Source organism: Pseudomonas versuta (assembly GCF_001294575.1).
GTDB lineage: Bacteria > Pseudomonadota > Gammaproteobacteria > Pseudomonadales > Pseudomonadaceae > Aquipseudomonas > Aquipseudomonas versuta.
Window position 1 is genome coordinate 4609398 of the sequence record NZ_CP012676.1, and the last position, 23695, is coordinate 4633092.

The 23695-nt window shown below is 58.3% G+C and carries 23 protein-coding genes and 1 pseudogene; 14 read left to right on the top strand and 10 right to left on the bottom strand.

All coding sequences use genetic code 11. The annotated features are described in order from the left end of the window. Nucleotides 1-49 precede the first annotated feature (49 nt). Nucleotides 50-403 (bottom strand): YkgJ family cysteine cluster protein, encoded by a 354-nt coding sequence (locus AOC04_RS20615; protein WP_003437837.1) that lies wholly within the window; start codon nt 401-403, stop codon nt 50-52. Nucleotides 404-550: 147 nt separating this feature from the next. Here AOC04_RS20615 and AOC04_RS20620 point away from each other — a divergent pair, with 147 nt between their 5' ends. After that, a complete protein-coding gene (locus tag AOC04_RS20620) occupies nt 551-1852 on the top strand; it encodes an NAD(P)/FAD-dependent oxidoreductase (RefSeq protein WP_060696413.1) in 1302 nt (433 codons plus the stop codon). A gap of 78 nt (nt 1853-1930) precedes the next feature. Here the strand turns inward: AOC04_RS20620 and AOC04_RS20625 are convergent, their stop codons facing one another. After that, nucleotides 1931-2164 (bottom strand): DUF1127 domain-containing protein, encoded by a 234-nt coding sequence (locus AOC04_RS20625; protein WP_060696414.1) that lies wholly within the window; start codon nt 2162-2164, stop codon nt 1931-1933. A gap of 169 nt (nt 2165-2333) precedes the next feature. On the opposite strand from AOC04_RS20625, the gene AOC04_RS20630 reads away from it, so the two are divergent. Both AOC04_RS20630 and AOC04_RS20635 read left to right on the top strand, forming a co-directional pair. After that, the gene (locus AOC04_RS20630; protein WP_060696415.1) at nt 2334-3770 is read left to right on the top strand and encodes an aminotransferase-like domain-containing protein; all 1437 of its coding nucleotides are present in this window, start codon (nt 2334-2336) and stop codon (nt 3768-3770) included. 29 nt (nt 3771-3799) lie between these two features. Beyond that, nucleotides 3800-5335, top strand: coding sequence for a phospholipase D-like domain-containing protein (locus AOC04_RS20635; RefSeq protein WP_060696416.1), 1536 nt, complete (start codon nt 3800-3802; stop codon nt 5333-5335). A 98-nt stretch (nt 5336-5433) separates the two neighbouring features. Here AOC04_RS20635 and AOC04_RS20640 read toward each other — a convergent pair whose 3' ends face one another. Both AOC04_RS20640 and AOC04_RS20645 read right to left on the bottom strand, forming a co-directional pair. After that, nucleotides 5434-6579, bottom strand: a complete 1146-nt coding sequence (locus AOC04_RS20640) for an MFS transporter (protein ID WP_060696417.1) — start codon at nt 6577-6579, stop codon at nt 5434-5436. A gap of 149 nt (nt 6580-6728) precedes the next feature. Beyond that, the gene (locus AOC04_RS20645; protein WP_060696418.1) at nt 6729-8222 is read right to left on the bottom strand and encodes an aldehyde dehydrogenase; all 1494 of its coding nucleotides are present in this window, start codon (nt 8220-8222) and stop codon (nt 6729-6731) included. A 238-nt stretch (nt 8223-8460) separates the two neighbouring features. Between AOC04_RS20645 and AOC04_RS20650 the strand changes: the two genes are divergently transcribed. After that, on the top strand, nt 8461-8823 hold the full coding sequence (locus tag AOC04_RS20650) for a cupin domain-containing protein (RefSeq protein WP_060697003.1): 363 nt from the start codon (nt 8461-8463) through the stop codon (nt 8821-8823). 171 nt (nt 8824-8994) lie between these two features. On the opposite strand, the gene rpmG is transcribed toward AOC04_RS20650, so the two are convergent. Both rpmG and rpmB read right to left on the bottom strand, forming a co-directional pair. Next, nucleotides 8995-9150, bottom strand: coding sequence for a 50S ribosomal protein L33 (gene rpmG, locus AOC04_RS20655; protein WP_003437824.1), 156 nt, complete (start codon nt 9148-9150; stop codon nt 8995-8997). An 11-nt stretch (nt 9151-9161) separates the two neighbouring features. After that, nucleotides 9162-9395, bottom strand: coding sequence for a 50S ribosomal protein L28 (rpmB, locus tag AOC04_RS20660; RefSeq protein ID WP_003437823.1), 234 nt, complete (start codon nt 9393-9395; stop codon nt 9162-9164). Between the two features lie 512 nt (nt 9396-9907). Between rpmB and AOC04_RS20665 the strand changes: the two genes are divergently transcribed. Beyond that, nucleotides 9908-11494 (top strand): ABC transporter substrate-binding protein, encoded by a 1587-nt coding sequence (locus AOC04_RS20665; protein WP_060696419.1) that lies wholly within the window; start codon nt 9908-9910, stop codon nt 11492-11494. A 3-nt stretch (nt 11495-11497) separates the two neighbouring features. Here AOC04_RS20665 and radC read toward each other — a convergent pair whose 3' ends face one another. Further along, the gene (radC, locus tag AOC04_RS20670; protein ID WP_060696420.1) at nt 11498-12172 is read right to left on the bottom strand and encodes a RadC family protein; all 675 of its coding nucleotides are present in this window, start codon (nt 12170-12172) and stop codon (nt 11498-11500) included. 122 nt (nt 12173-12294) lie between these two features. Here radC and coaBC point away from each other — a divergent pair, with 122 nt between their 5' ends. The 4 genes and pseudogenes from coaBC (at nt 12295) to argB (ending at nt 16593) form a co-directional block, all read left to right on the top strand. After that, nucleotides 12295-13503, top strand: a complete 1209-nt coding sequence (coaBC, locus tag AOC04_RS20675) for a bifunctional phosphopantothenoylcysteine decarboxylase/phosphopantothenate--cysteine ligase CoaBC (protein WP_003437818.1) — start codon at nt 12295-12297, stop codon at nt 13501-13503. Between the two features lie 5 nt (nt 13504-13508). Continuing rightward, a complete protein-coding gene (dut, locus tag AOC04_RS20680) occupies nt 13509-13964 on the top strand; it encodes a dUTP diphosphatase (RefSeq protein WP_060696421.1) in 456 nt (151 codons plus the stop codon). Between the two features lie 321 nt (nt 13965-14285). Further along, a pseudogene (locus tag AOC04_RS20685) lies at nt 14286-15662 on the top strand (phosphomannomutase/phosphoglucomutase); the annotation flags it as partial. A 25-nt stretch (nt 15663-15687) separates the two neighbouring features. Then, the gene (gene argB, locus AOC04_RS20690) at nt 15688-16593 is read left to right on the top strand and encodes an acetylglutamate kinase (RefSeq protein ID WP_060696423.1); all 906 of its coding nucleotides are present in this window, start codon (nt 15688-15690) and stop codon (nt 16591-16593) included. 64 nt (nt 16594-16657) lie between these two features. On the opposite strand, the gene pyrE is transcribed toward argB, so the two are convergent. Next, nucleotides 16658-17299: an orotate phosphoribosyltransferase gene (gene pyrE, locus AOC04_RS20695; RefSeq protein ID WP_003437809.1), complete on the bottom strand. Its 642-nt coding sequence runs from the start codon at nt 17297-17299 to the stop codon at nt 16658-16660. A gap of 81 nt (nt 17300-17380) precedes the next feature. Between pyrE and AOC04_RS20700 the strand changes: the two genes are divergently transcribed. Continuing rightward, a complete protein-coding gene (locus tag AOC04_RS20700) occupies nt 17381-18160 on the top strand; it encodes an exodeoxyribonuclease III (protein WP_003437806.1) in 780 nt (259 codons plus the stop codon). A 60-nt stretch (nt 18161-18220) separates the two neighbouring features. On the opposite strand, the gene AOC04_RS20705 is transcribed toward AOC04_RS20700, so the two are convergent. Both AOC04_RS20705 and rph read right to left on the bottom strand, forming a co-directional pair. Next, a complete protein-coding gene (locus AOC04_RS20705) occupies nt 18221-18589 on the bottom strand; it encodes a DUF4870 domain-containing protein (RefSeq protein WP_060696424.1) in 369 nt (122 codons plus the stop codon). Nucleotides 18590-18638: 49 nt separating this feature from the next. After that, nucleotides 18639-19361, bottom strand: a complete 723-nt coding sequence (gene rph / locus AOC04_RS20710) for a ribonuclease PH (protein WP_003437790.1) — start codon at nt 19359-19361, stop codon at nt 18639-18641. A 223-nt stretch (nt 19362-19584) separates the two neighbouring features. On the opposite strand from rph, the gene AOC04_RS20715 reads away from it, so the two are divergent. The 4 genes from AOC04_RS20715 (at nt 19585) to spoT (ending at nt 23679) form a co-directional block, all read left to right on the top strand. After that, nucleotides 19585-20448, top strand: a complete 864-nt coding sequence (locus AOC04_RS20715) for a YicC/YloC family endoribonuclease (RefSeq protein WP_060696425.1) — start codon at nt 19585-19587, stop codon at nt 20446-20448. 13 nt (nt 20449-20461) lie between these two features. After that, on the top strand, nt 20462-21082 hold the full coding sequence (gene gmk, locus AOC04_RS20720) for a guanylate kinase (protein WP_060696426.1): 621 nt from the start codon (nt 20462-20464) through the stop codon (nt 21080-21082). 167 nt (nt 21083-21249) lie between these two features. Continuing rightward, entirely contained in the window at nt 21250-21513 is a 264-nt protein-coding gene (rpoZ, locus tag AOC04_RS20725; RefSeq protein ID WP_003437783.1) for a DNA-directed RNA polymerase subunit omega, read from the top strand. Nucleotides 21514-21573: 60 nt separating this feature from the next. Further along, complete coding sequence (gene spoT / locus AOC04_RS20730; RefSeq protein WP_060696427.1) at nt 21574-23679, top strand: bifunctional GTP diphosphokinase/guanosine-3',5'-bis pyrophosphate 3'-pyrophosphohydrolase; 2106 nt, start codon at nt 21574-21576, stop codon at nt 23677-23679. The last annotated feature ends 16 nt before the right edge of the window (nt 23680-23695 follow it).

Consider the following 23695-nt stretch of genomic DNA (forward strand, 5'->3'; position numbering starts at 1 on the left):
GCTTTTAACCGCTCGCGAGCAAGCTCGTTCCTACAGAGGCCGGGAGGTTCTAGACCAGCACCTGGCGCGTACTGGCGATGTATTCATGTACCAGCTTCTCGGCCGAGGGATGGATCATTTCCACAGGGCGGCGGCCATTGGGGCACGGCAAGGTCGGGGTAGTGCCGAACAGACGGCAGATCAGCGGGCGCTCTTCATACACGGTGCAGCCATTGGGGCCCAGGTGTACGCAGTTCAGCTCGTCCATGGCCGCCTCTTGCTCGGCCGCGGTCTTGCGCGGCAGGCGGGCCATTTCTTCAGATGAGGTGGTCACAGGCCCGCAGCAGTCATGGCAGCCCGGAACGCATTCGAACGAGGGGATTTGCTGCCTGAGAAAGCGAATTTTGTGACTGTTGCAGCTCATCTAAGGCTTACCGGATTTGAAAAGGCCACTGAGTCTGCCCGAAAAGCCTCAGTCTAGACAGGGCCGTCGGGCTGTTCTTGCCCCGCGGGAATGGCCGGGCTTATGCTCCGTCAAATTTTTCTAACATGAATAATCAGGATTAAGCACATGAGCGCCCCGGATCAGCGCAGCCAGCACACCGCTTCTTATTACGCCGCCAGCAGTCTGCCGCAGCCCGATCATCCGGTGCTGCAAGGTGAGCATGTGGCTGATGTGTGCGTGGTGGGCGGTGGTTTTTCCGGCCTGAACACAGCGCTGGAGCTGTTCGAGCGCGGCATGAGCGTGATTGTGCTCGAAGCGCACAAGATCGGCTGGGGCGCCAGCGGGCGCAATGGCGGGCAACTGATTCGCGGCGTCGGCCACGGGCTTGAGCAGTTTGAAGGGATCATCGGCAAAGACGGTGTGCGGCAAATGAAGTTGATGGGCCTTGAGGCGGTGGAAATCGTCCGCCAGCGGGTCGAGCGCTACAACATTGCCTGCGACCTGACCTGGGGTTATTGCGACCTGGCCAACAAGCCTCGCGACCTGGAAGGTTTTGCCGAAGAAGCCGAAGAATTGCGGGGCTTGGGATATCGCCACGAAACCCGTTTGCTGCAAGCCAATGAAGTGCGCAGTGTGGTCGGCTCGGACCGATATGTGGGCGGCCTGGTCGACATGGGCTCGGGTCATTTGCACCCGCTTAACCTGGCGCTGGGTGAAGCCGCTGCCGCGGCGCAATTGGGCGTGAAACTGTTCGAAAACAGCGCGGTAAGCCGGATCGATTACGGCCCTGAAGTGCGGGTGCATACGGCTCAGGGATCGGTGCGGGCCAAGAGTCTGGTGCTGGGCTGTAATGCCTATCTCAAGGATCTCAACCCGCAACTCAGTGGCAAAGTCCTGCCTGCGGGCAGTTACATCATTGCGACCGAGCCCTTGAGTGAAGCCCAGGCCCACGCTTTACTGCCGCAAAACATGGCGGTATGCGATCAGCGTGTGGCGCTGGATTACTACCGGCTTTCGGCGGACCGGCGTTTGCTGTTTGGTGGGGCCTGCCATTACTCAGGTCGCGACCCGCAGGACATTGGCGCTTACATGCGGCCGAAGATGCTCGACGTGTTCCCGCATCTGGCCGATGTAAAAATCGATTACCAGTGGGGCGGGATGATTGGCATAGGCGCCAACCGCTTGCCGCAGATCGGTCGTCTGCCGGACCAGCCCAACGTGTATTTCGCCCAGGCGTATTCGGGTCATGGGGTGAATGCCACACACCTGGCCGGCAAGCTGCTGGCCGAGGCTATTAGCGGCCAGCAAAGCCACGGTTTTGACCTGTTCGCCAAAGTCCCGCACATCACCTTTCCGGGCGGCAAGTACCTGCGTTCGCCGTTGCTGGCGCTGGGCATGTTGTGGCATCGGCTCAAAGAGCTGGGTTAACCCATCCCCCTGCAGGAACGAGCTTGCTCGCGAGCTGTTCGCAAAAGATCGCGAGCAAGCTCGCTCCTGCAGGTTCGGTCAAGAGCGCCAGAACGGTTTACAGCCTTCGCGCCGGGCCAGCTCCGGGCTCAAACCCACGTCCAGTAACTGCTGTGCATCCAGCCTGAGCAGGGCCCGGCGGGTACGTGAACGGTGAAAGAACAGGCCCCAGCGGCTTAATGCGGCAGGTGAGCTGGCGACCTGGAAAGATTCGTGCTCTGCCTGTAATTGCGGGCCGTGTAACGTCAGACGCACATCGCTCAAACCATTCATCAGGCAGCTCCTTTTGACTCAATTGCTATGAGTCAGCATGATGGGCTTGCGCTTAAAACCATGACAGATTCAGCAAACTGTTTTTATATGCATACAGATTCGCCTTTTTAGACGCTGAATCCCCGGTTTATGCCTCATCTGTACTGGTCACTCTTTCGAGAATCCTGCCATGACCCTTTATCTCAATCTTGCCGAGCTGCTCGGTACGCGCATCGAACAGGGCTTTTATCGCCCCGGTGACCGCTTGCCTTCGGTGCGGGCATTAAGCGCCGAACACGGTGTGAGCCTGAGCACGGTGCAGCAGGCGTACAGGTTGCTGGAGGATAACGGCCTGGCGTCGCCCCGCCCCAAGTCCGGGTACTTTGTGCCCATGGAGCGCGAATTGCCGGCCTTGCCGGGCATGGGCAAACCCGCCCAGCGGCCTGTGGAAATTTCCCAGTGGGAGCAGGTGCTGGAACTGGTGCGTTCGGTGCCGCAAAAGGATGTGATACAGCTGGGGCGCGGGATGCCGGACGTTACGACGCCGACCATCAAGCCGCTGTTGCGCAGCCTGGCACAAATCAGCCGCCGCCTGGACTTGCCCGGCCTGTATTACGACAACGTTTACGGCGTGCTGGCCCTGCGCGAGCAACTGGCGCGCCTGCTGCTCGATTCGGGCTGTCAGTTGAGCCCCGACGAGCTGGTGATCACCACCGGCTGCCATGAAGCCCTGTCGTGCAGCATTCGGGCGGTGTGCGAGCCGGGCGACATTGTGGCGGTCGACTCACCGAGTTTTCACGGCGCGATGCAAACCCTCAAGGGGCTGGGCATGAAGGCGCTGGAGATCCCCACCGACCCGCTGACCGGCATCAGTCTGGATGCGCTGGAGCTGGCGCTGGAGCAGTGGCCGATCAAGGCGATACAGATCACCCCCAGTTGCAACAATCCGCTGGGCTACATCATGCCCGAGGCGCGAAAACGGGCATTGGTGTCACTGGCACAGCGCTTTGATGTGGCCATTATCGAAGATGATGTCTATGGCGAGCTGGCCTACACCTACCCTCGCCCGCGCACGATCAAGTCGTTTGACGATGATGGTCGGGTTTTGTTGTGCAGCTCGTTTTCCAAGACGCTGGCACCCGGCCTGCGGGTCGGCTGGGTCGCGCCGGGGCGATATCTGGAGCGGGTGCTGCACATGAAGTACATCTCCACCGGCTCCACCGCGCCGCAGCCGCAACTGGCCGTTGCCGACTTTTTGAAAAACGGCCATTTCGAGCCGCATCTGCGCAGAATGCGCATGCAATATCAGCGTAACCGCGATTTGATGCTGGGTTGGATCAGCCGCTACTTTCCGCCCGGCACCCGCGCCAGCCGGCCCCAGGGCAGCTTTATGCTGTGGCTTGAACTGCCGGAGGGGTTTGATAGCTTGCGTCTCAATCGCGCGTTGCTTGAGCAGGGGGTGCAGATCGCGGTGGGCAGTATTTTTTCGGCTTCGGGCAAATACCGTAATTGCTTGCGCATGAACTACGCTGCCAAACCAACGCTGCAGGTTGAAGAGGCCGTGCGCAAGGTCGGTGAAGCAGCCAGCAAATTGTTGGCCAGTGCAGCCGCTCACGCGGTCAGTTGAACGGGGCGCCCACGTTGAAATCACTCTGCATGTTGTTTTTCGCGCTGTTGCTGGGAGGCTGTAGCACTTTGGACGCACCTCGAGAGCCGAGTCAGGCTACACCAGCCATTGAGTCATCCTTTGGCCGTTCGATCATGGCTCAGGCCGCGCCCTACCAGGGGCGCTCGGGGTTTCGTTTATTGCCCAACAGCGGCGAAGCGTTCCGGGCCCGGGCAGAGCTGATCCGCAATGCGCAAAGCAGCCTGGACCTGCAGTACTACATCGTTCACGACGGGCTGAGCACGCGGATGCTGGTCGATGAGTTGCTCAAGGCTGCCGATCGCGGGGTGCGGGTAAGAATCCTGCTCGACGACACGGCCAGCGATGGCCTGGACGATATTCTGGCCACCCTGGCAGCCCATCCCAATATTCAGATCCGCTTGTTCAACCCGCTGCAATTGGGGCGGGGTACGGGTGTGACCCGGGCGGTGGGACGGCTATTCAATCTTTCGCGCCAGCACCGGCGTATGCACAACAAGCTGTGGGTGGCCGATAACAGCGTGGCAATTGTCGGCGGGCGTAATTTGGGCGATGAGTATTTCGATGCCCAGCCGGACCTGAATTTCACTGACATCGACCTGCTCTGCGTGGGGCCGGTGGCGCAGCAGCTGGGGTACAGCTTCGATCAATACTGGAACAGCGCCCTGAGCCAGCCCATTGGTGATTTTGTCTCTGCGCGCCTGTCCAGGGGGGAGCTGGCCAGGGCGCGTCAAAAGCTCGAGGCGTCTCTCAAACTGGCGCAACAACGTAATAACACGCTGTACCAGCAACTGGCGTCGTATGAAACCAGCCCGCAGCTGGATACCTGGCGCAAAGAGCTGATCTGGGCCTGGGGTCAGGCATTGTGGGATGCCCCCAGTAAGGTGCTGGCCAAGGACGAACCGGATTCGCATTTGCTGTTGACCACCCAACTGGCGCCGGAGCTGGCTGGCGTGAACAAAGAGCTGATCCTGGTCTCAGCCTACTTTGTGCCGGGTGAAACCGGGTTGGTGTACCTCACGGGCCGCGCGGATGCCGGGGTCGATGTACGTTTATTGACCAACTCCCTGGAGGCCACGGACGTGCCGGCGGTGCACGGCGGCTATGCCCCGTATCGCAAGGCGTTGCTGGAGCACGGGGTCAAGCTCTTTGAGCTGCGCCGCCAGCCCGGCAGTAACCCGGGCAGCGGTCCGCACCTGTTCAAACACGGGATGAGCAGCGATTCGAGCCTGCACAGCAAGGCGATGATTTTTGACGGGCAAAAGTCGTTCATCGGCTCGTTCAATTTTGACCCGCGTTCCGGCTTGTGGAACACCGAGGTCGGGGTGCTGGTGGACAGCCCGCAACTGGCGGCCGAGGCTCGCAGGCTGGCGTTGCAAGGCATGTCCCCGGCACTGAGTTACGAGCCGAAACTGGACCAGGGCAAGATCGTCTGGGTGACCGAGGACAATGGCCGTTTGCATACTCTGAGCCACGAGCCGGGCAATTGGTGGCGCCGGTTAAATGCATGGTTCAGCAAAAGCGTGGGGCTGGAGAAGATGTTGTAGCCACCCTGCCCCTTTGCTCTTTAGGAGCGAGCTTGCCTCGCGATGATCAGGTTTGAGCGACTATCGCGAGGCAAGCTCGCTCCTGCAGTTTTATAGTTTTATGCGGCTGTTTGCTCTGCGCCAAAGGCGCCCTGACGCAACACGAGAATGACCAGCACCAACGCTCCGGCCGCCATAAACAGCGGCAGGGCATGCCCGCTGACCCACTGGCTGCCAGCGCCTGCGGCCAGCGGTCCGATGAGGCATCCAATGCCCCATAGCTGGGCTATATGGGCGTTGGCCCGTACCAGCGCGTCGTCGCGGTAGCGCTCGCCGATCAAAATCAACGACAAGGTGAACAGGCCGCCTGCGCTGGCGCCGAAAATCACCCACAGCGGCCAGATCAACAGGGTATTGAGCAAGAGCGGGACTGCCAGACTCGACAGCATCAGCAGCACCGCGCAACCGGTAAACAATGAGCGGCGCGACAGACGGTCGGCCAGCGCGCCAATTGGCAGTTGCAGCAGGGCATCGCCGACCACCACGGTGCTGACCATTGCCAGGGCGATGTCGGCGGTAAACCCCTGGCGCAGGCAATAGACGGGCAGCAGGGTCAGAATCATGGCCTCGAAGGCTGCAAAGAGCCCTACCGCCCAGGCAATGGCTGGCAAGCCCCGACAGAATCCCAGCAGATCCTTGAAAGTCACGCTGTACGCTTCGGTGACGGGGGCACCCTCGCGGCCCATCAGCAGCAAGGGCGCCAAGGTCAACAACGCCACGCCGATCCAGAATCCGTAGTCGCCTTCAGAGCCGACCAGGCCCAATAGCAGGGGCCCGGACAGTTGGCTCAAGGCATAGGCCGAGCCATACAGCGCCACCAGGCGGCCGCGCCATTGTTCGACCACCAGTTGGTTGATCCAGCTTTCACCGAGAATAAAAATGATCGTGAGCACCACACCGATCAGCAGTCGCAACGCCAGCCACACCGGGTAGCTGGGCAGTAACGCCAGCAGCCCGATGGACATCGCGCCACACCACAAACACAGACGCATCAGGGCTGGCGTGCCAAAGCGCGAGGCCAGTTTGCTGGCCAGGCTGGCACCTACCAGAACGCCGATTGCCGGCATGGCTGCCATCACGCCAATCGCGAACCCGCCATACCCCCAGCTTTCGAGCCGGAACGACACCAGCGGCATGCTCACACCCAGCGCCAGGCCGACGCTGAGTACCGATGCCAGTACAGCGAAGTAGGTCGCCCAACGCATCTGTGTGCTCCTGTGGATAACTAAAAATAAAGGTTTAAAGCAAATGTGGGAGCGGGCTGCCCGCGATCAAAGCACCAGAGTCCATCAAGCAGACCGGGGTGCAATTATCGCGGGCAAGCCCGCTCCCACAGAGTGTTGCGTGTGCGCTGTTACAGCTTGATCCAGGTGGACTTCAGCTCGGTGTATTTATCGAACGCGTGCAGCGACTTGTCACGGCCGTTACCCGACTGTTTGAAACCACCAAACGGCGCCGTCATGTCGCCGCCATCGTATTGGTTGACCCACACGCTGCCGGCGCGCAGGGCCTTGGCTGTCAGGTGAGCCTTGGAGATATCGGCGGTCCAGACCGCAGCCGCCAGGCCGTATGGCGTGTCGTTGGCAATCTGGATCGCCTCTGCGGCGGTGTCGAAGGAAATAACCGACAAGACCGGGCCAAAGATTTCTTCCTGGGCGATTTTCATCGCGTTGCTCACGCCGTCGAAAATAGTCGGTTCGACGTAGGTGCCGCCGGTTTCCTGCAGGATTCGATTACCACCGGCAACCAGTTTTGCGCCTTCGCTATGGCCGGACTCGATGTACGACAGCACGGTGTTCATTTGCTGAGTGTCGACCAGCGCGCCAACGGTAGTGGCCGGATCCAGCGGGTTGCCCGGCTTCCAGGCCTTGAGGGCTTCGATGACCAGTGGCAGGAACTTGTCCTTGATCGAGCGCTCGACCAGCAGGCGCGAACCTGCGGTACAGACTTCGCCCTGGTTGAAGGCGATGGCGCTGGCAGCGGATTCGGCAGCGGCTTGCAGGTCGGGAGCATCGGCGAAGACGATGTTCGGGCTCTTGCCGCCGGCTTCGAGCCAGATGCGTTTCATGTTGGATTCGCCGGAATAGATCATCAGCTGCTTGGCGATTTTGGTCGAGCCGGTAAATACCAGGGTGTCGACATCCATGTGCAAGGCCAGGGCTTTGCCGACAGTGTGACCGTAACCTGGCAGGACGTTCAGGACGCCAGCCGGAATGCCGGCTTCAACGGCCAGTGCAGCAATGCGGATGGCAGTCAGCGGCGATTTTTCGGACGGCTTGAGGATCACCGAGTTGCCGGTCGACAGCGCAGGGCCGAGCTTCCAGCAGGCCATCATCAACGGGAAGTTCCACGGCACGATGGCGGCGACTACGCCGACCGCTTCGCGGGTAACCAGGCCCAACTGGTCGTGCGGGGTGGCTGCAACCTCGTCGTAAATCTTGTCGATGGCTTCACCGCTCCAGCTCAGCGCACCGGCTGCACCGGGTACGTCGATGTGCAGTGAATCGCTGATCGGCTTGCCCATGTCCAGGGTTTCAAGCAGGGCCAGTTCTTCGGCGTTTTGCTTGAGCAGACCGGCAAAGCGGATCATGGCGGCTTTGCGCTTGGCCGGTGCCAGACGCGACCAGACGCCTGATTCAAAGGTCTTGCGTGCCACTTCTACGGCGCGTTGGGCGTCTGCTGCATCGCAGCTGGCAACTTTGCCCAGCAAGCGGCCGTCGACCGGGCTGAGACACTCGAACGTTTCATTGGAGACCGCGTCGGTGTATTCACCGTTGATGTAGGCGCGACCTTCGATTTTCAGCTGTTTGGCCCGTTGTTCCCAATCAGCACGCGTCAGGGTGGTCATTCGAGTGTCCTCCTCTTATTAAAAATAGAAGCGCTCAGGCTTTAGCATGGCGCGTCATGGATGCTGTCCGATCCACTAAAGTGATCGGTACGAGACTTGCGCCACCCTAAACCAGTGGCCCTGGAACTTTCAATATATTTGACACATGTGTCGCAAACGGCAAGGCTTGTTCGTTTTAATAAACATCGCCTTTTGCCTTTCTGACCACACACGCAGCAATTTCGGGGGTACAAAAAAAATGAGCATTGCCACTATTGTCGACTTCAGCACTGCCAAAACCCAGGCTGATCGCTTCAGCCCTGCACCGGAAAAAGTGCTCAAGGGGAACCCCGAGCAAGTTATCCACAACCATTACGACAGCCCTTGTGGGCAGATGAGCGCGGGGGTGTGGGAAGGCGCTGTGGGTCAGTGGACGGTCAATTACACCGAGCATGAATATTGCGAAATCCTGCAGGGCGTTTCAGTTCTGCGTGACAAGGAAGGTAATGCCAAGACTCTGCGGGCCGGTGACCGTTTTGTCATCCCTGCCGGCTTCAGTGGCACGTGGGAAGTGCTGGAGCCATGTCGCAAGGTGTACGTGGTGTTTGAGCAAAAGCCCTGAGCCGATAGTTGGCGGCCGGGCGATCGTGGCGCAGGCGGGGGGTGTGACCATGACGCTGGGTCAGATCGGGAAGTGGATGTGAGAGCGGTTTCACGTGCGACAGTCAGCACGCGGCAACAAAAAAGGCCCGTATCGTGAGATGCGGGCCTTTTTTGTAAGAAGTAAAACCAATTACTTGATTTTGGCTTCTTTGTAGATCACGTGCTTGCGAACCCGCGGATCGAATTTTTTGATTTCGATTTTGTCCGGAGTGGTGCGCTTGTTCTTATCTGTGGTGTAGAAATGGCCTGTACCAGCGCTCGACACCAAACGGATCAATTCACGCATGATTAGCTCCCTTAGATCTTGCCATCGCGGCGGATTTCGGCCAGCACGACAGTGATGCCACGCTTGTCGATGATGCGCATGCCTTTAGCAGATACGCGCAGACGAACAAAACGTTTCTCTTCTTCAACCCAGAAGCGGTGATGCTGCAGGTTCGGCAGGAAACGACGACGGGTTTTGTTATTTGCGTGGGAAATGTTATTCCCAGTCACCGGACCCTTACCGGTAACTTGACAGACTCTCGACATGCCTCAGCCCTCTAAAACCACATGCCCAACCCGGCATGGGTTGGCCGCTTAATCTCTCAGTCATGGCGCCAGGCGCCGCGTTTCTTTAAGGGTCTTACCGGCTACACCTACAAACGAAGGAACCGGGCCCCTAGAAAAGAGCGCTGCTTTATACCAGAAAGACTAAAGAGCAACAACACGAACTGTGGTTTGCTGTAATTAATTAAGCTGGCAGTCTAACGACAATTCACGCTAAAGCCCATGCCTGCTTGAGTTTTACCGCTCGTCGCGAGGTGAAAGGTTTCAGTGCGAATTTTGTGCTTTGACGCTGCTGTCGAAGGCCGCGATGAGGTCGGGCGGGTCTTGATATGGCCGAAAAAACGCCCGTTTCGTGCTCTGCAGGAGCCTTCGGCAGCCGCTACAGGGAACGGAGCGTATTAAAAAGTAGTCATTTGTCTATCAGGTCACTAGGGTGAGTCTTTTCCAGACTGCGCCTGCAGATGGGCCACATCGACTTGCAAAGGAAACAGATCATGCGTCTCGCTGCCGCCCCCTTATTGCTCACCTTTTGCCTGAGCCCGCTGGCTCAGGCGGCCACCTTGAGTGTTTGCACCGAGGCCAGTCCCGAAGGGTTCGATGTGGTGCAGTACAACTCGCTCACGACCACCAATGCCTCGGCAGACGTGCTGATGAATCGCCTGGTGGATTTTGATGTCCGGGCGGCCAGGTTGGTGCCCAGCCTGGCGCAAAGCTGGTCAGTGTCTCCTGACGGCCTTGTGTACGACTTCAAATTACGGCCAGGCGTCAAATTTCACAGCACGCCCTATTTCACCCCGAGCCGTGAATTGAATGCCGATGACGTGCGTTTCAGCTTCGAGCGCATGCTTGACCCGAACAATCCTTGGCACAAAGTGGCGCAAAGCGGTTTCCCCCATGCGCAGTCCTTGCAGTTGCCGGATCTGATCAAAAAAATCGAAACCCCTGACCCGTTGACCGTGCGCTTTACCCTCAGCCGTCCTGATTCAACGTTCCTGCCGGCGTTGAGCATGGGCTTTGCGTCGATCTATTCGGCCGAATATGCCGACAAACTGCTCAAGGCCGGTACGCCGCAGCTGATGAACAGTCAGCCGATCGGTACCGGGCCTTTTGTGTTCACGCGTTTTCAGAAAGATGCAGTGGTGCGTTACAAGGCCAACCCGGACTATTTCGCGGGCAAGCCGGCCATCGACGGGCTGATTTTTGCCATCACTCCGGACGCTAACGTGCGTCTGCAGAAATTACGCCGCAATGAATGCCAGATTGCGCTCTCCCCCAAGCCGCTGGATGTAGATGCCGCGACCAAGGACCCGGCACTGAGCGTTGCGCAAACCCCGGCCTTCATGACGGCCTTTGTGGCCATCAACAGTCAGCACCCGCCGCTGGACAAGCCCGAAGTGCGTCAGGCGATCAATCTGGCATTCGATAAAGACACTTACCTGAAGGCGGTGTTCGAGAACAGTGCGCAGACTGCCAATGGCATTTATCCACCCACGACCTGGGGTTACGCCAAGGATTTGCCGGGTTATGCCCATGATCCGCAAAAAGCCAAAGAGCTATTGGCCAAGGCTGGTCTCAAGGACGGCTTCAAAACCACCATCTGGACCCGCCCTACCGGTAGCGTGCTGAACCCGAATCCGAGCCTGGGGGCGCAGTTGCTGCAGGCGGACCTGGACAAGGTAGGCATCAAGGCGGACATCCGGGTGATCGAGTGGGGCGAATTGATACGCCGCGCCAAAGCAGGAGAGCATGACCTGCTGTTTATGGGCTGGGCCGGCGATAACGGTGACCCGGACAACTTCCTGACCCCGCAGTTTTCATGTGCGGCAGTTAAGTCAGGGACTAACTTTGCGCGCTATTGCGACAAGACTCTGGATAGCCTGATCAGCGAGGGCAAAACCCTCACCGATCAGGACAAGCGCAGTGCGCTGTATCAAAAGGCCCAGGCATTGATTCAGCAGCAAGCGCTCTGGCTGCCACTGGCACATCCAACTGCCTACGCGCTTACCCGTAAAGACGTACAGGGCTATCAGGTGAGTCCATTCGGGCGTCAGGACTTTTCGACGGTCAGCATCAAACCCTGAGGGCTACATCCAGCCATGTTCGACCATTGAGAGGGGCTCACCGTCTCCGACGATAAAGTGATCCAGCACTCGCACTTCGATCAAGTCCAGGGCCTCGGTCAGGCGTTTGGTCAGAGTGCGGTCGGCTTGGCTGGGCTCAGTGATGCCAGAGGGGTGGTTGTGGCAAAGAATGACCGCCGCAGCGTTATGGGCAAGGGCGCGTTTGACCACTTGGCGCGGATATACGCTGGCGCTGTCGATGGAGCCCCTGAACAGCACCTCAAAGGCCAGCATCCGGTGTTTGGAGTCCATAAACAGGCAACCGAACACTTCGTGGAGTTCGTGGCGCAGCAACGACTTGAGATAGTCCCGAACGGCCTGCGGGCTCTCCAGTGCCGAGTCGCGGCGCAGGCGTTCTGCCAGGTGGCGGCGACCCATTTCCAGCACCGCCTGCAACTGGCTGAACTTGGCTGGCCCCAGCCCCAGCTGACAACAGAACGCAGCGACATCTGCTTCCAGCAAGGCCCTCAGGCTGCCGAATTCAGCGAGTAAATGCCGCGCCAGGTCGACCGCGCTTTTGCCTGAAACGCCGGTTCGCAGGAAGATTGCCAGCAGTTCGGCGTCCGAAAGACTGGATGATCCGTGTTCTAAAAGTTTCTCGCGCGGTCGCTCTGCCGCCGGCCAATCTCTAATGCTCATAACACCTCCATGTAAGTGGGCGCCGCTGTTCCCTGGCAGGCGCTGTGTTATCTTAGCCCATCATTTTTGCGTGGCATTTGGCCATTTACCGCGCAGTCATCATCGAACTAAAAGGCAGGCCTATGCAGCGGCTGTATCGAAAACGCATTGTTTTGGGCGTCGGCGGCGGCATCGCGGCTTACAAGAGTGCAGAGCTGGTTCGTCGTCTGCTGGATCAAGGCGCCGAAGTGCGGGTTGTCATGACGCGCGGCGGTAGCGAGTTCATCACCCCGCTGACCATGCAGGCCCTGTCCGGGCACCCCGTTCATCTGGACTTGCTCGACCCGGCGGCTGAAGCCGCAATGGGCCATATCGAGCTGGCCAAGTGGGCCGATCTGGTATTGATCGCGCCAGCGACGGCGGACTTGATCGCCCGTCTTGCTCAAGGTCTGGCCAATGATCTGCTGACCACGCTGGTACTGGCCACTGACGCAACGGTCGCCATTGCGCCAGCGATGAATCAGGCCATGTGGCGTGACCCGGCCACCCAGGCCAACACCCGATTGCTTGAAACCCGCGGCCTGCGTGTGTTTGGCCCGGCCTCCGGGAGCCAGGCCTGTGGTGACGTGGGCTTTGGCCGCATGCTTGAAGCTGATGACCTGGTGCACTGCGCCGCCGAGTGTTTTCAGCGTCAGGTCTTGACCGGCAAGCATGTACTGATCACGGCGGGTCCGACTCAGGAAAACATCGATCCGGTGCGCTACATCACTAACCACAGCTCCGGGAAAATGGGCTTTGCCCTGGCAGAAGCCGCGGTTGAAGCCGGTGCCCGGGTGACCCTGATTACCGGTCCGGTGCACTTGCCGACCCCGGATCGGGTAAGCCGAATCGACGTGGTCAGTGCCCGCGACATGCTGGCGGCCTGTGAAGCAGCGATCCCCTGTGATGTATTTATTGCGTCTGCTGCGGTTGCGGATTACCGCCCTGAAGTCGTTGCCCCGCAGAAACTCAAGAAAGACCCTACCAAGGGTGACGGCCTGTTGCTGCAGATGGTGCGCAATCCAGACATTCTGGCCACCATCGCTTCGCGCCCTGACCGCCCTTTTAGTGTCGGCTTTGCCGCAGAGACCGAGCACTTGCTCGATTACGCCGCGCGCAAGCTCAAAGACAAAAACCTCGACCTGATTGTGGCCAACGATGTGGCTAACCCCAGCATCGGTTTCAACAGCGAAGAAAACGCGTGCAGCGTGATTGACCGTCAACTGCATGCCACTGTGTTTGCCCAGACCAGCAAGGGCAAGATTGCCCGCCAGCTGATCACTTTTATCGCCGAACGTCTGAACCAGGTTTAACTCGTATGCACGCTTTGCAAGCCAAAATCCTCGATCCACGCATTGGTAACGAATTCCCGCTGCCGCAGTACGCCACGCCTGGCTCCGCCGGCCTCGACCTGCGCGCCATGCTTAAACAGGACACCGTTCTTGAACCGGGCCAGACCCTGTTGATCCCGACCGGTCTGTCGGTCTACATCGGTGATCCGGGCTTGGCTGCCTTGATTCTGCCGCGCTCCGGGCTTGGTCATAAACACGGCATCGTGCTGGGTAATCTGGTAGGCCTGATCGACTCTGATTATCAGGGCGAACTGATGGTTTCGTGTTGGAACCGTGGCCAGACCGCCTTCAACATCACTATTGGTGAGCGGATTGCTCAACTGGTGCTGGTACCGGTGGTACAGGCTCACTTTGAGCTGGTCGAAGAATTCGACGAAAGCCAGCGTGGCGCTGGCGGCTTCGGTCATTCCGGCAGCCTCTGATCGTACTCAGGTCAGGCGCCCTGCCTGACCTGGCCCGTTAGCGTGGTAATTCAGGATGAAGCTCGCGCCAATGTCGTCACTCTTTTTATCGCCGAAATCGATGGCAGCCTTGTGCCATACGCCCCGTAATGCCAATTGGCCTCACGAACTCTCGCGTCAAAATGCCGTCCAAACCTGCAGCTTGCGCTCGACCGCACTCCGTATACCGGGGATTGCCTGCCGTAGGGCAAGGTCGAACTTCGTGTGTCTGACAGCTTCAGTACACACTCCGAATTCTCTGAAAATGGAGTACCCCTAGTAATGAGCAGTCCGGCATCGGTCGCACCGCAATTCCCTGACAGCATTTTTCGCGCCTATGACATTCGTGGTGTGGTGCCTGAAACGTTGACAGCTGAAACCGCCTACTGGATTGGCCGCGCCATTGGCGCTGAAAGCCTGGCCCAGGGCGAGCCCCATGTGTCTGTAGGTCGTGACGGGCGTTTGTCGGGTCCGGAACTGGTGGAGCGTTTGATTCAGGGTGTGGCTGACAGCGGTTGTCATGTCAGCGATGTAGGCCTGGTGCCGACGCCTGCCCTGTATTACGCGGCCAGCGTGCTGGCAGGCAAATCGGGGGTGATGCTCACGGGCAGCCATAACCCGTCCAACTACAACGGCTTCAAGATTGTGATCGCGGGCGACACTCTGGCCAATGAGCAAATTCAGGCGCTGCATACCCGTCTCAAGAGCAATGATCTGACCTGGGGTGAAGGCAGCATCACGCGGGTTGATATTCTGCCGCGCTACTTCGATGAAATTACCCGTGATATCAAGCTGGCCAGACGTCTCAAAGTGGTCGTTGATTGTGGTAACGGTGCGGCAGGCGTGATTGCTCCGCAATTGATCGAAGCGTTGAATTGCGAAGTGATCCCGTTGTTCTGCGACGTGGACGGTAACTTCCCCAACCACCACCCGGATCCGGGCAAGCCCGAGAATCTGGTGGATCTGATCGCCAAAGTTAAAGAAACCAATGCCGACCTCGGCCTGGCCTTTGATGGCGACGGCGACCGTGTCGGTGTCGTAACCAATACGGGCACCATGGTGTTCCCCGATCGTTTGCTGATGCTGTTCGCTCAGGATGTGCTGGAGCGTAACCCGGCTGCCGAGATCATTTTCGATGTGAAATGCAGCCGTCGTCTGGCGCCATGGATCGAGGAATGTGGCGGTCGGCCACTGATGTGGAAGACCGGTCATTCGTTAATCAAGAAGAAGATGAAGGAAACCAGTGCCTTGCTGGCTGGGGAAATGAGCGGGCATATCTTTTTCAAAGAGCGCTGGTTCGGTTTTGATGACGGTATTTACAGTGCTGCACGCCTGCTGGAGATCCTCAGCAAGCGCCAGGCGACAGCCGAAGAGCTGTTTGAGACCTTCCCGAACGATATTTCTACGCCAGAGATCAATATCGATGTGACGGATGAGAGCAAATTCAGCATCATTGACGCCCTGCACGATGCCCAATGGGGTGAAGCCGCCGAGCTGACGACCATTGATGGCGTGCGGGTCGACTATCCACACGGCTGGGGCCTGGTTCGCGCCTCCAACACCACTCCGGTGCTGGTGCTGCGATTCGAGGCAGAGACCGAGGCCGAACTGCAACGTATCAAGGATGTCTTTCACGCCCAATTGAAGCGTGTGGCGCCTGATCTCCAACTACCGTTTTGATCGATTTGTTCTACCGGAGCCCTGAATGACCCTCGAACGTGATGCCGCCTCCAACGTCGCCAAGGTTTTGTCCGAAGCGCTGCCCTACATTCGCCGTTACGTCGGCAAGACGCTGGTGATCAAGTACGGCGGCAACGCTATGGAAAATGATGAGCTGAAAACCGGTTTTGCCCGTGACATCGTGTTGATGAAGGCCGTGGGTATCAATCCGGTCGTGGTACATGGTGGCGGTCCGCAAATCGGTGATTTGCTCAAGCGCCTGTCCATCGAGAGTCATTTCATCGACGGTATGCGCGTCACCGACTCGCAAACCATGGATGTGGTTGAGATGGTGCTCGGCGGTCATGTGAACAAGGAGATCGTCAACCTGATCAACCGCCATGGCGGTAGTGCCATCGGCCTGACCGGCAAGGATGCGACGCTGATCCGGGCCAAGAAAATGGTGGTTACCCGTCAGACGCCAGAAATGACCAGCCCGGAAATCATCGATTTCGGGCATGTGGGTGAAGTGGTCGGGATCAACACGGACTTGCTGAACATGCTGACCAAGGGTGATTTCATCCCTGTGATCGCGCCGATTGGCGTGGGTGAAAACGGCGAGTCCTACAACATCAACGCGGATCTGGTGGCGGGTAAAGTTGCCGAAGCGCTGAAAGCTGAAAAGCTGATGTTGCTGACCAATATCGCGGGCCTGATGGACAAGCAGGGCAAGGTGTTGACCGGGCTGACCACGGCCCAGGTAGATGACCTGATTGCCGATGGCACCATCTACGGCGGCATGCTGCCCAAGATCCGTTGCGCGCTGGAAGCGGTGCAGGGCGGCGTGACCACGGCGCACATCGTCGACGGTCGTGTACCGAACGCGGTGCTGCTGGAAATCTTCACCGATACGGGTGTGGGTACGCTGATTACCAACAGCAAGCCGGCCTAAGCAGAACTGAAAAAGCCCCGCCCGGCGATTGCCGGGCGGGGCTTTTTTTTGCGCGGTGAGGGGGTTAGATCCCGTACTGCGCCCGGTAGGCCTCAACGGCCGGCAGGTATTGCTTGAGCGTTTCGTCTTCGGCCAGGTACTGCAGCACCTGGTTCAGCGAAACGATGCTGACTACCGGAATACCGAAGTCGCGCTCGACTTCCTGGATGGCCGACAGCTCGCCATTGCCACGTTCCTGGCGGTTCAGGGCGATCAGCACGCCTGCGGCTTTGGCGCCCTGGGCCTGGATGATTTGCATGACTTCACGGATGGCGGTGCCGGCGGTGATCACGTCGTCGATGATCAGGATATTGCCTTCAAGTGGCGAGCCCACCAGGCTGCCGCCTTCGCCGTGGGCCTTGGCTTCCTTGCGGTTGAAGCACCATGGCAGGTCGCGGTCGTGGTGTTCAGCCAGCGCCACTGCGGTAGTTGCCGCCAGCGGAATACCTTTGTAGGCCGGGCCAAACAGCACGTCGAAGGAGATACCGCTGTCAACGATGGCGGCGGCATAGAAGCGCCCCAGTTGAGCCAGTGCGGAACCGGTGTTGAACAGGCCGGCGTTGAAGAAGTAAGGACTGGTGCGCCCGGACTTCAGGGTGAACTCACCGAAGCGCAAAACGCCGCGATCGATGGCAAAACGGATGAAGTCGCGCTGATACGCTTGCATGTAAAGGCCCCAGATGCCACGGATTTAGCTAATTAGTTAGACGGCGTGTATCATACACGCACGTGATTTTTGGGGCCATTTATGCGGATCATCAGTGTGAACGTCAATGGTATTCAGACGGCAGTCGAGCGCGGTTTGCTCAGTTGGCTGCAAGCTCAGAATGCCGACGTTATCTGCCTGCAGGACACCCGCGCCTCCGCCTTTGAACTGGACGATCCAGCCTACCAGCTGGATGGCTATTTTCTTTATGCCTGCGAAGCTGAAGTCCCTGCCCAAGGTGGTGTGGCTTTGTATTCGCGGTTGCAACCGAAAGCAGTCATCACTGGGCTTGGCTTCGAGACGGCCGATCGCTACGGGCGCTACCTGCAAGCCGATTTCGATAAGGTCAGCATCGCGACCTTGCTGCTCCCTTCGGGGCAGAACGGCGATGAAGACTTGAATCAAAAATTCAAGCTAATGGACGACTTTGCACGCTATCTGGATAAACAGCGTCGCAAGCGTCGTGAGTACATCTACTGCGGCTCGCTGTATGTGGCGCAGCAGAAACTCGACATTAAAAACTGGCGTGACAGCCAGCAATCTCCTGGTTTCCTGGCGCCTGAGCGGGCCTGGATGGACGAGATTGTAGGCAACATGGGTTATGTCGATGCCCTGCGTGAAGTCAGTCGTGAAGGCGATCAGTACAGCTGGTGGCCAGATAACGAACAGGCCGAAATGCTTAATCTGGGCTGGCGTTTCGACTACCAGTTGTTGACGCCGGGCCTGCGCCGCTTCGTACGAAGCGCTCGCTTGCCGCGTCAACCACGCTTCTCGCAACATGCGCCATTGATCGTGGACTACGACTGGACACTGACTATCTAAGTGTTTTTTCGAAGCAACAAAAAAGCCGACATCGCTGTCGGCTTTTTTGTGGACGCCGGTTTACTTGATCGCACGCCAGGTGAACGGATAGCGGTATACCACTCCGTCATTGGCCTTGACGCCAGCAATGACGACCAGCACTACCGCGCCGATCAGCACCAGGCCGAGCAAGGCGAAACCTATCAGAACGAACATCAGCACGTAGCAAATGGCAGAAGCAATCGCCACAGTGATCTGAAAGTTAAGGGCTTCCTTGCCCTGGTCATCAATGAACGGATCGCTTTCGCGTTTTACCTGCCACAGGATTAGCGGGCCGATCAGGCTGCCAAACGGAAACCACATCCCGAGGAAGGCCGAGAAGTGACAAAACATGGCCCATTTACGAGCGTCACGGCTCGGCTCGGGTTTTGAAAGGTCTAGCTCGCTCATGGCGTTCTCCAGATGATCGGGGACGGCCTGGCTATAAAACCAGACGGTTTTAGTCGGCCAGTGCTGCTTGCTGCAGGGCGAAAATTTCGGTCATGCCCTTCTGTGCCAATGCGAGCATGGCATTCAGCTCTTCAGGCTGGAATGGCGCGCCTTCGGCAGTGCCCTGAACTTCGATGAAGCCGCCGGTGCTGGTCATAACGACGTTCAGGTCGGTTTCGGCTGCCGAATCTTCAGGATAGTCGAGGTCGAGCACTGGCTCGCCTTGATACATGCCAACCGAGACCGCCGCGATCATTTGCTTGAGTGGATCGCCGCCCTTCAGGCCGCCGCGTTTCTTGATCAGTTTCAGCGCGTCGACCAGTGCAACCATGGCGCCGGTGATCGAGGCTGTGCGAGTGCCGCCGTCGGCCTGGATCACGTCGCAGTCGACGTACAGGGTGATGTCGCCCAGCTTGGACATGTCCAGTGCGGCGCGCAGCGAACGGCCGATCAGGCGCTGGATTTCAAGTGTGCGACCGCCTTGCTTGCCACGGCTGGCTTCGCGCTGGTTGCGGTCGCCGGTGGCGCGGGGCAGCATGCCGTATTCTGCGGTCAGCCAGCCCTGGCCTTGGCCTTTAAGGAAGCGCGGCACGCCGTTCTCGACGCTGACGGTGCAGATGACTTTGGTGTCACCGAACTCGACCAGTACAGAACCCTCTGCGTGTTTGGTGTAGTTGCGGGTGATGCGGATCGGGCGGAGCTGATCGGCAACGCGACCACTTGGACGTTTCATGTGGGATACCTGTACGAGACGGAAAACTGCCGAGCATTATAAAGGCCATGGACCAACAGGACACGCCTAATAATTACTCGCCTGGCTCGTCGCTCCCGAGGGCGCGCCATGACACCGGGTACTTTTACGACAGACGTCATTTGGGGCCGCCAGCTGCACTGCGTTACAATCCGCCGCCTTAATAGCCTTCAGGCTTAATTCATTGAATCGCGAGGTACCGTCCATGGTGCATAGCATGACCGCCTTTGCCCGTGTCGAAAGTGCCGGCACTCAGGGCACCCTGAGCTGGGAGCTGCGCTCGGTCAATAGCCGTTACCTGGAGCCGCACCTGCGTCTGCCCGAGTCTTTCCGTGACCTCGAAGGTGCTGTGCGCGAAGCGCTGCGCCAGGGTATTTCACGCGGCAAGCTGGAATGCACTTTGCGTTTCACTGAAGAGTCCACGGGTAAACCGCTGCAGGTTGACCGTGAGCGCGCCGCGCAACTGGTGGCCGCTGCCGAGACCATCGCCAGCCTGATCAAGCAGCCGGCTGCGCTCGATCCGCTTAAAGTGTTGGCCTGGCCCGGTGTTCTGGTGGCTGATGCGAGCGATCCGCAAGCCCTGAACAGTCAGGCTCTGGAGCTGTTCAAACAAGCCCTGCAAGAGCTGAAAAGCGGCCGTGAGCGTGAGGGGGCCGAGCTGGCTCGCCTGATCAGTGAGCGATTGACCGCGATTGTGGGTGATGTCGAGACTTTGCGTGAACTCGTACCGCAGATGCTGGCCACTCAGCGGCAAAAGGTGCTCGATCGCTTTGCAGACATGAAAGCCGAGCTCGATCCGCAGCGCCTTGAGCAGGAAATGGTCATGCTGGCGCAAAAAAGCGATGTTGCCGAAGAGCTCGACCGTCTCAGCACCCACATTCTTGAGGTGCGTCGCGTGCTCAAGTCTGGTGGTGCCGCCGGTCGGCGCCTCGACTTCCTGATGCAAGAACTTAACCGTGAGGCCAATACCCTCGGTTCCAAGGCATTCGATCCGCGCAGCACACAAGCAGCGGTCAACCTCAAAGTGTTGATCGAGCAAATGCGCGAACAAGTACAGAATATTGAGTAAGGCTCTCCCTGACATGACCCATAGCACCGGCACCCTTTATATCGTTTCCGCCCCTTCGGGCGCAGGCAAGACCAGCTTGGTCAAGGCATTGATCGACCTCGAGCCGCAGATTCGCGTTTCGGTTTCGCACACCACCCGCGCCATGCGTCCGGGCGAGGTCAACGGGGTGAACTATCACTTCGTCGAGCGCGAAGAGTTCGTGAAAATGATCGAGCACGGTGATTTCCTGGAGCGCGCCGAGGTCTTCGGCAACCTTTATGGCACTTCACAGAGCCATTTGCAGCAAACGCTGGATGAAGGTCACGACCTGATTCTGGAAATCGACTGGCAAGGCGCCGAGCAAGTTCGCCAACTGATGCCGCAGGCGCGTTCGATCTTCATCCTGCCGCCGAGCCAGCAAGCGCTGCGTGAGCGTCTGGACAATCGCGGGCAGGACAGCGACGAAATCATTGACGGGCGCATGCGTGAAGCCGTGAGTGAAATGAGCCACTACGTCGACTATGACTACCTGATCATCAATGACGATTTTGCGCTGGCGCTTGAGGACTTGAAGGCGATTTTTCGCGCCAATCGCCTCCAGCAAAAACGTCAGCAGCAGCGTTTTGGCAAGTTATTGGCCGAATTGCTTGGTTAAAGAACTCTTCCCAAAACCCCTGTAAGGGCTTTACATTGGCGCTTACAGAGGATTTCGGGCAGTGCTTGAAAAATCAGCGCTTCCCTAATGGCTGGTGATTTTTTAAACTGTTGAGTCCGCTCGCCCATCCGGGCAGCGCGCATATTGCATTTGCTACGAGGAAGACCATGGCCCGCGTAACCGTTGAAGACTGTCTAGAACACGTGGATAACCGCTTTGAGCTGGTCATGCTCTCTACCAAGCGTGCCCGTCAACTGGCCACCGGCGGTAAAGAGCCTTTGGTTGAGTGGGAAAATGACAAGCCTACTGTTGTTGCCTTGCGTGAAATCGCTGCAGGCCTGATGAGCTACGAGTTTATCGCCAACGCTGAAATCGTCGAAGACGAACCGCTGTTCGCAGCGTTCGAGGACGAGTCCAACGAGGCGAACTAAGCCTATGCCCGGTCGACGTAGCACGGCGAAGGGTAAAAAGTTTTGGCAGGGGGTTCCCTCATGCCGAGCATAGACGCCCTCGCCGATCGCTTGTCGACTTACCTCAGTGCGGACCAGGTCAATCTGGTCCGACGAGCGTACTTCTACGCCGAACAAGCCCACGATGGCCAACGCCGACGTAGTGGCGAGCCTTATGTCACGCATCCGCTGGCAGTGGCCAATATTCTTGCCGACATGCATATGGACCATCAAAGTCTGATGGCAGCCATGCTGCATGACGTGATCGAAGACACCGGTATTGCCAAGGAAGCGCTTGTTGCGCAGTTCGGTGAAACCGTGGCCGAACTGGTCGATGGAGTCAGCAAGCTGACCCAGATGAACTTCGAGACCAAGGCCGAAGCCCAGGCTGAAAACTTCCAGAAGATGGCCATGGCCATGGCGCGGGATATCCGCGTGATTCTGGTCAAGCTGGCTGATCGTCTGCACAACATGCGAACCCTCGAAGTACTGTCCGGCGAAAAGCGCCGGCGGATTGCCAAGGAAACCCTGGAAATCTACGCACCCATTGCCAACCGGCTGGGTATGCACAGTATTCGTATCGAATTCGAAGATCTCGGTTTCAAGGCGATGTACCCGATGCGCTCTGCGCGCATCTATCAGGCGGTCAAGCGCGCCCGGGGCAATCGCAAGGAAATCGTCAACAAAATTGAAGAGTCGCTCAGCCACTGTTTAGCCGTAGACGGCATTCAGGGTGAAGTCAGCGGCCGTCAAAAGCACATTTACGGCATTTATAAAAAAATGCGCGGCAAGCGCCGGGCTTTCAACGAGATCATGGACGTTTATGCGTTCCGGATCATCGTTGACAAGGTCGACACCTGCTACCGGGTATTGGGTGCTGTACATAATTTGTACAAACCCCTGCCGGGTCGTTTTAAAGACTACATCGCCATTCCCAAAGCCAACGGCTATCAGTCGTTGCACACCACGCTGTTTGGCATGCATGGCGTACCGATCGAAATTCAGATCCGTACCCGTGAAATGGAAGAGATGGCCAACAACGGCATCGCCGCTCACTGGTTGTATAAGTCCAGTGGCGACGAACAGCATACGGGTACTCATGCCCGGGCGCGGCAATGGGTCAAGGGCGTGCTGGAGATGCAGCAGCGCGCAGGCAACTCCCTCGAATTTATCGAAAGCGTGAAGATCGACCTGTTTCCGGACGAGGTCTATGTGTTCACGCCTAAAGGCCGGATCATGGAGCTGCCCAAAGGCTCCACGGCAGTCGATTTCGCCTACGCGGTGCACACCGACGTCGGCAACAGCTGTATTGCCTGTCGCATCAACCGGCGTCTCGCTCCGCTGTCCGAGCCGCTGCAAAGTGGTTCCACGGTCGAGATTGTCAGCGCGCCAGGTGCCCGGCCAAACCCGGCGTGGCTGAATTTTGTCGTCACCGGCAAGGCCCGTACGCACATTCGTCATGCTCTCAAGTTGCAACGCCGTTCCGAGTCCGTGAATTTGGGCGAGCGCTTGCTGAACAAGGTGCTTAACGGTTTCAACAGTGCACTGGACAAGATTCCGGCCGATCGCGTGCAGGCAATGCTTCAGGAATACCGCCTGGAACAGGTTGAAGACTTGCTCGAAGACATTGGCCTGGGCAATCGCATGGCTTACGTGGTTGCCCGGCGCCTGATGGGTGAAGGTGAACAGCTGCCGAGCCCTGAAGGGCCGCTGGCGATTCGCGGCACCGAAGGTTTGGTACTCAGTTACGCCAAATGCTGTACGCCGATCCCGGGCGACCCGATTGTGGGCCATTTGTCTGCCGGTAAAGGTATGGTCGTGCACCTGGATAACTGCCGCAATATCAGCGAAATCCGGCATAACCCCGAAAAATGCGTCCAGCTTTCGTGGGCCAAGGACGTTACCGGCGAATTCAACGTCGAGTTGCGCGTCGAGCTGGAGCACCAGCGTGGCCTGATTGCATTGCTGGCCAGCAGCGTTAACGCCGCCGACGGCAACATCGAAAAAATCAGCATGGACGAACGCGATGGTCGTATCAGCGTGGTCCAACTGGTGGTCAGTGTGCACGACCGTGTGCATCTGGCCCGCGTAATCAAAAAACTGCGCGCCCTTAACGGGGTCATCCGCATTACTCGTATGCGTGCGTAGCCATCCAATTACAAGG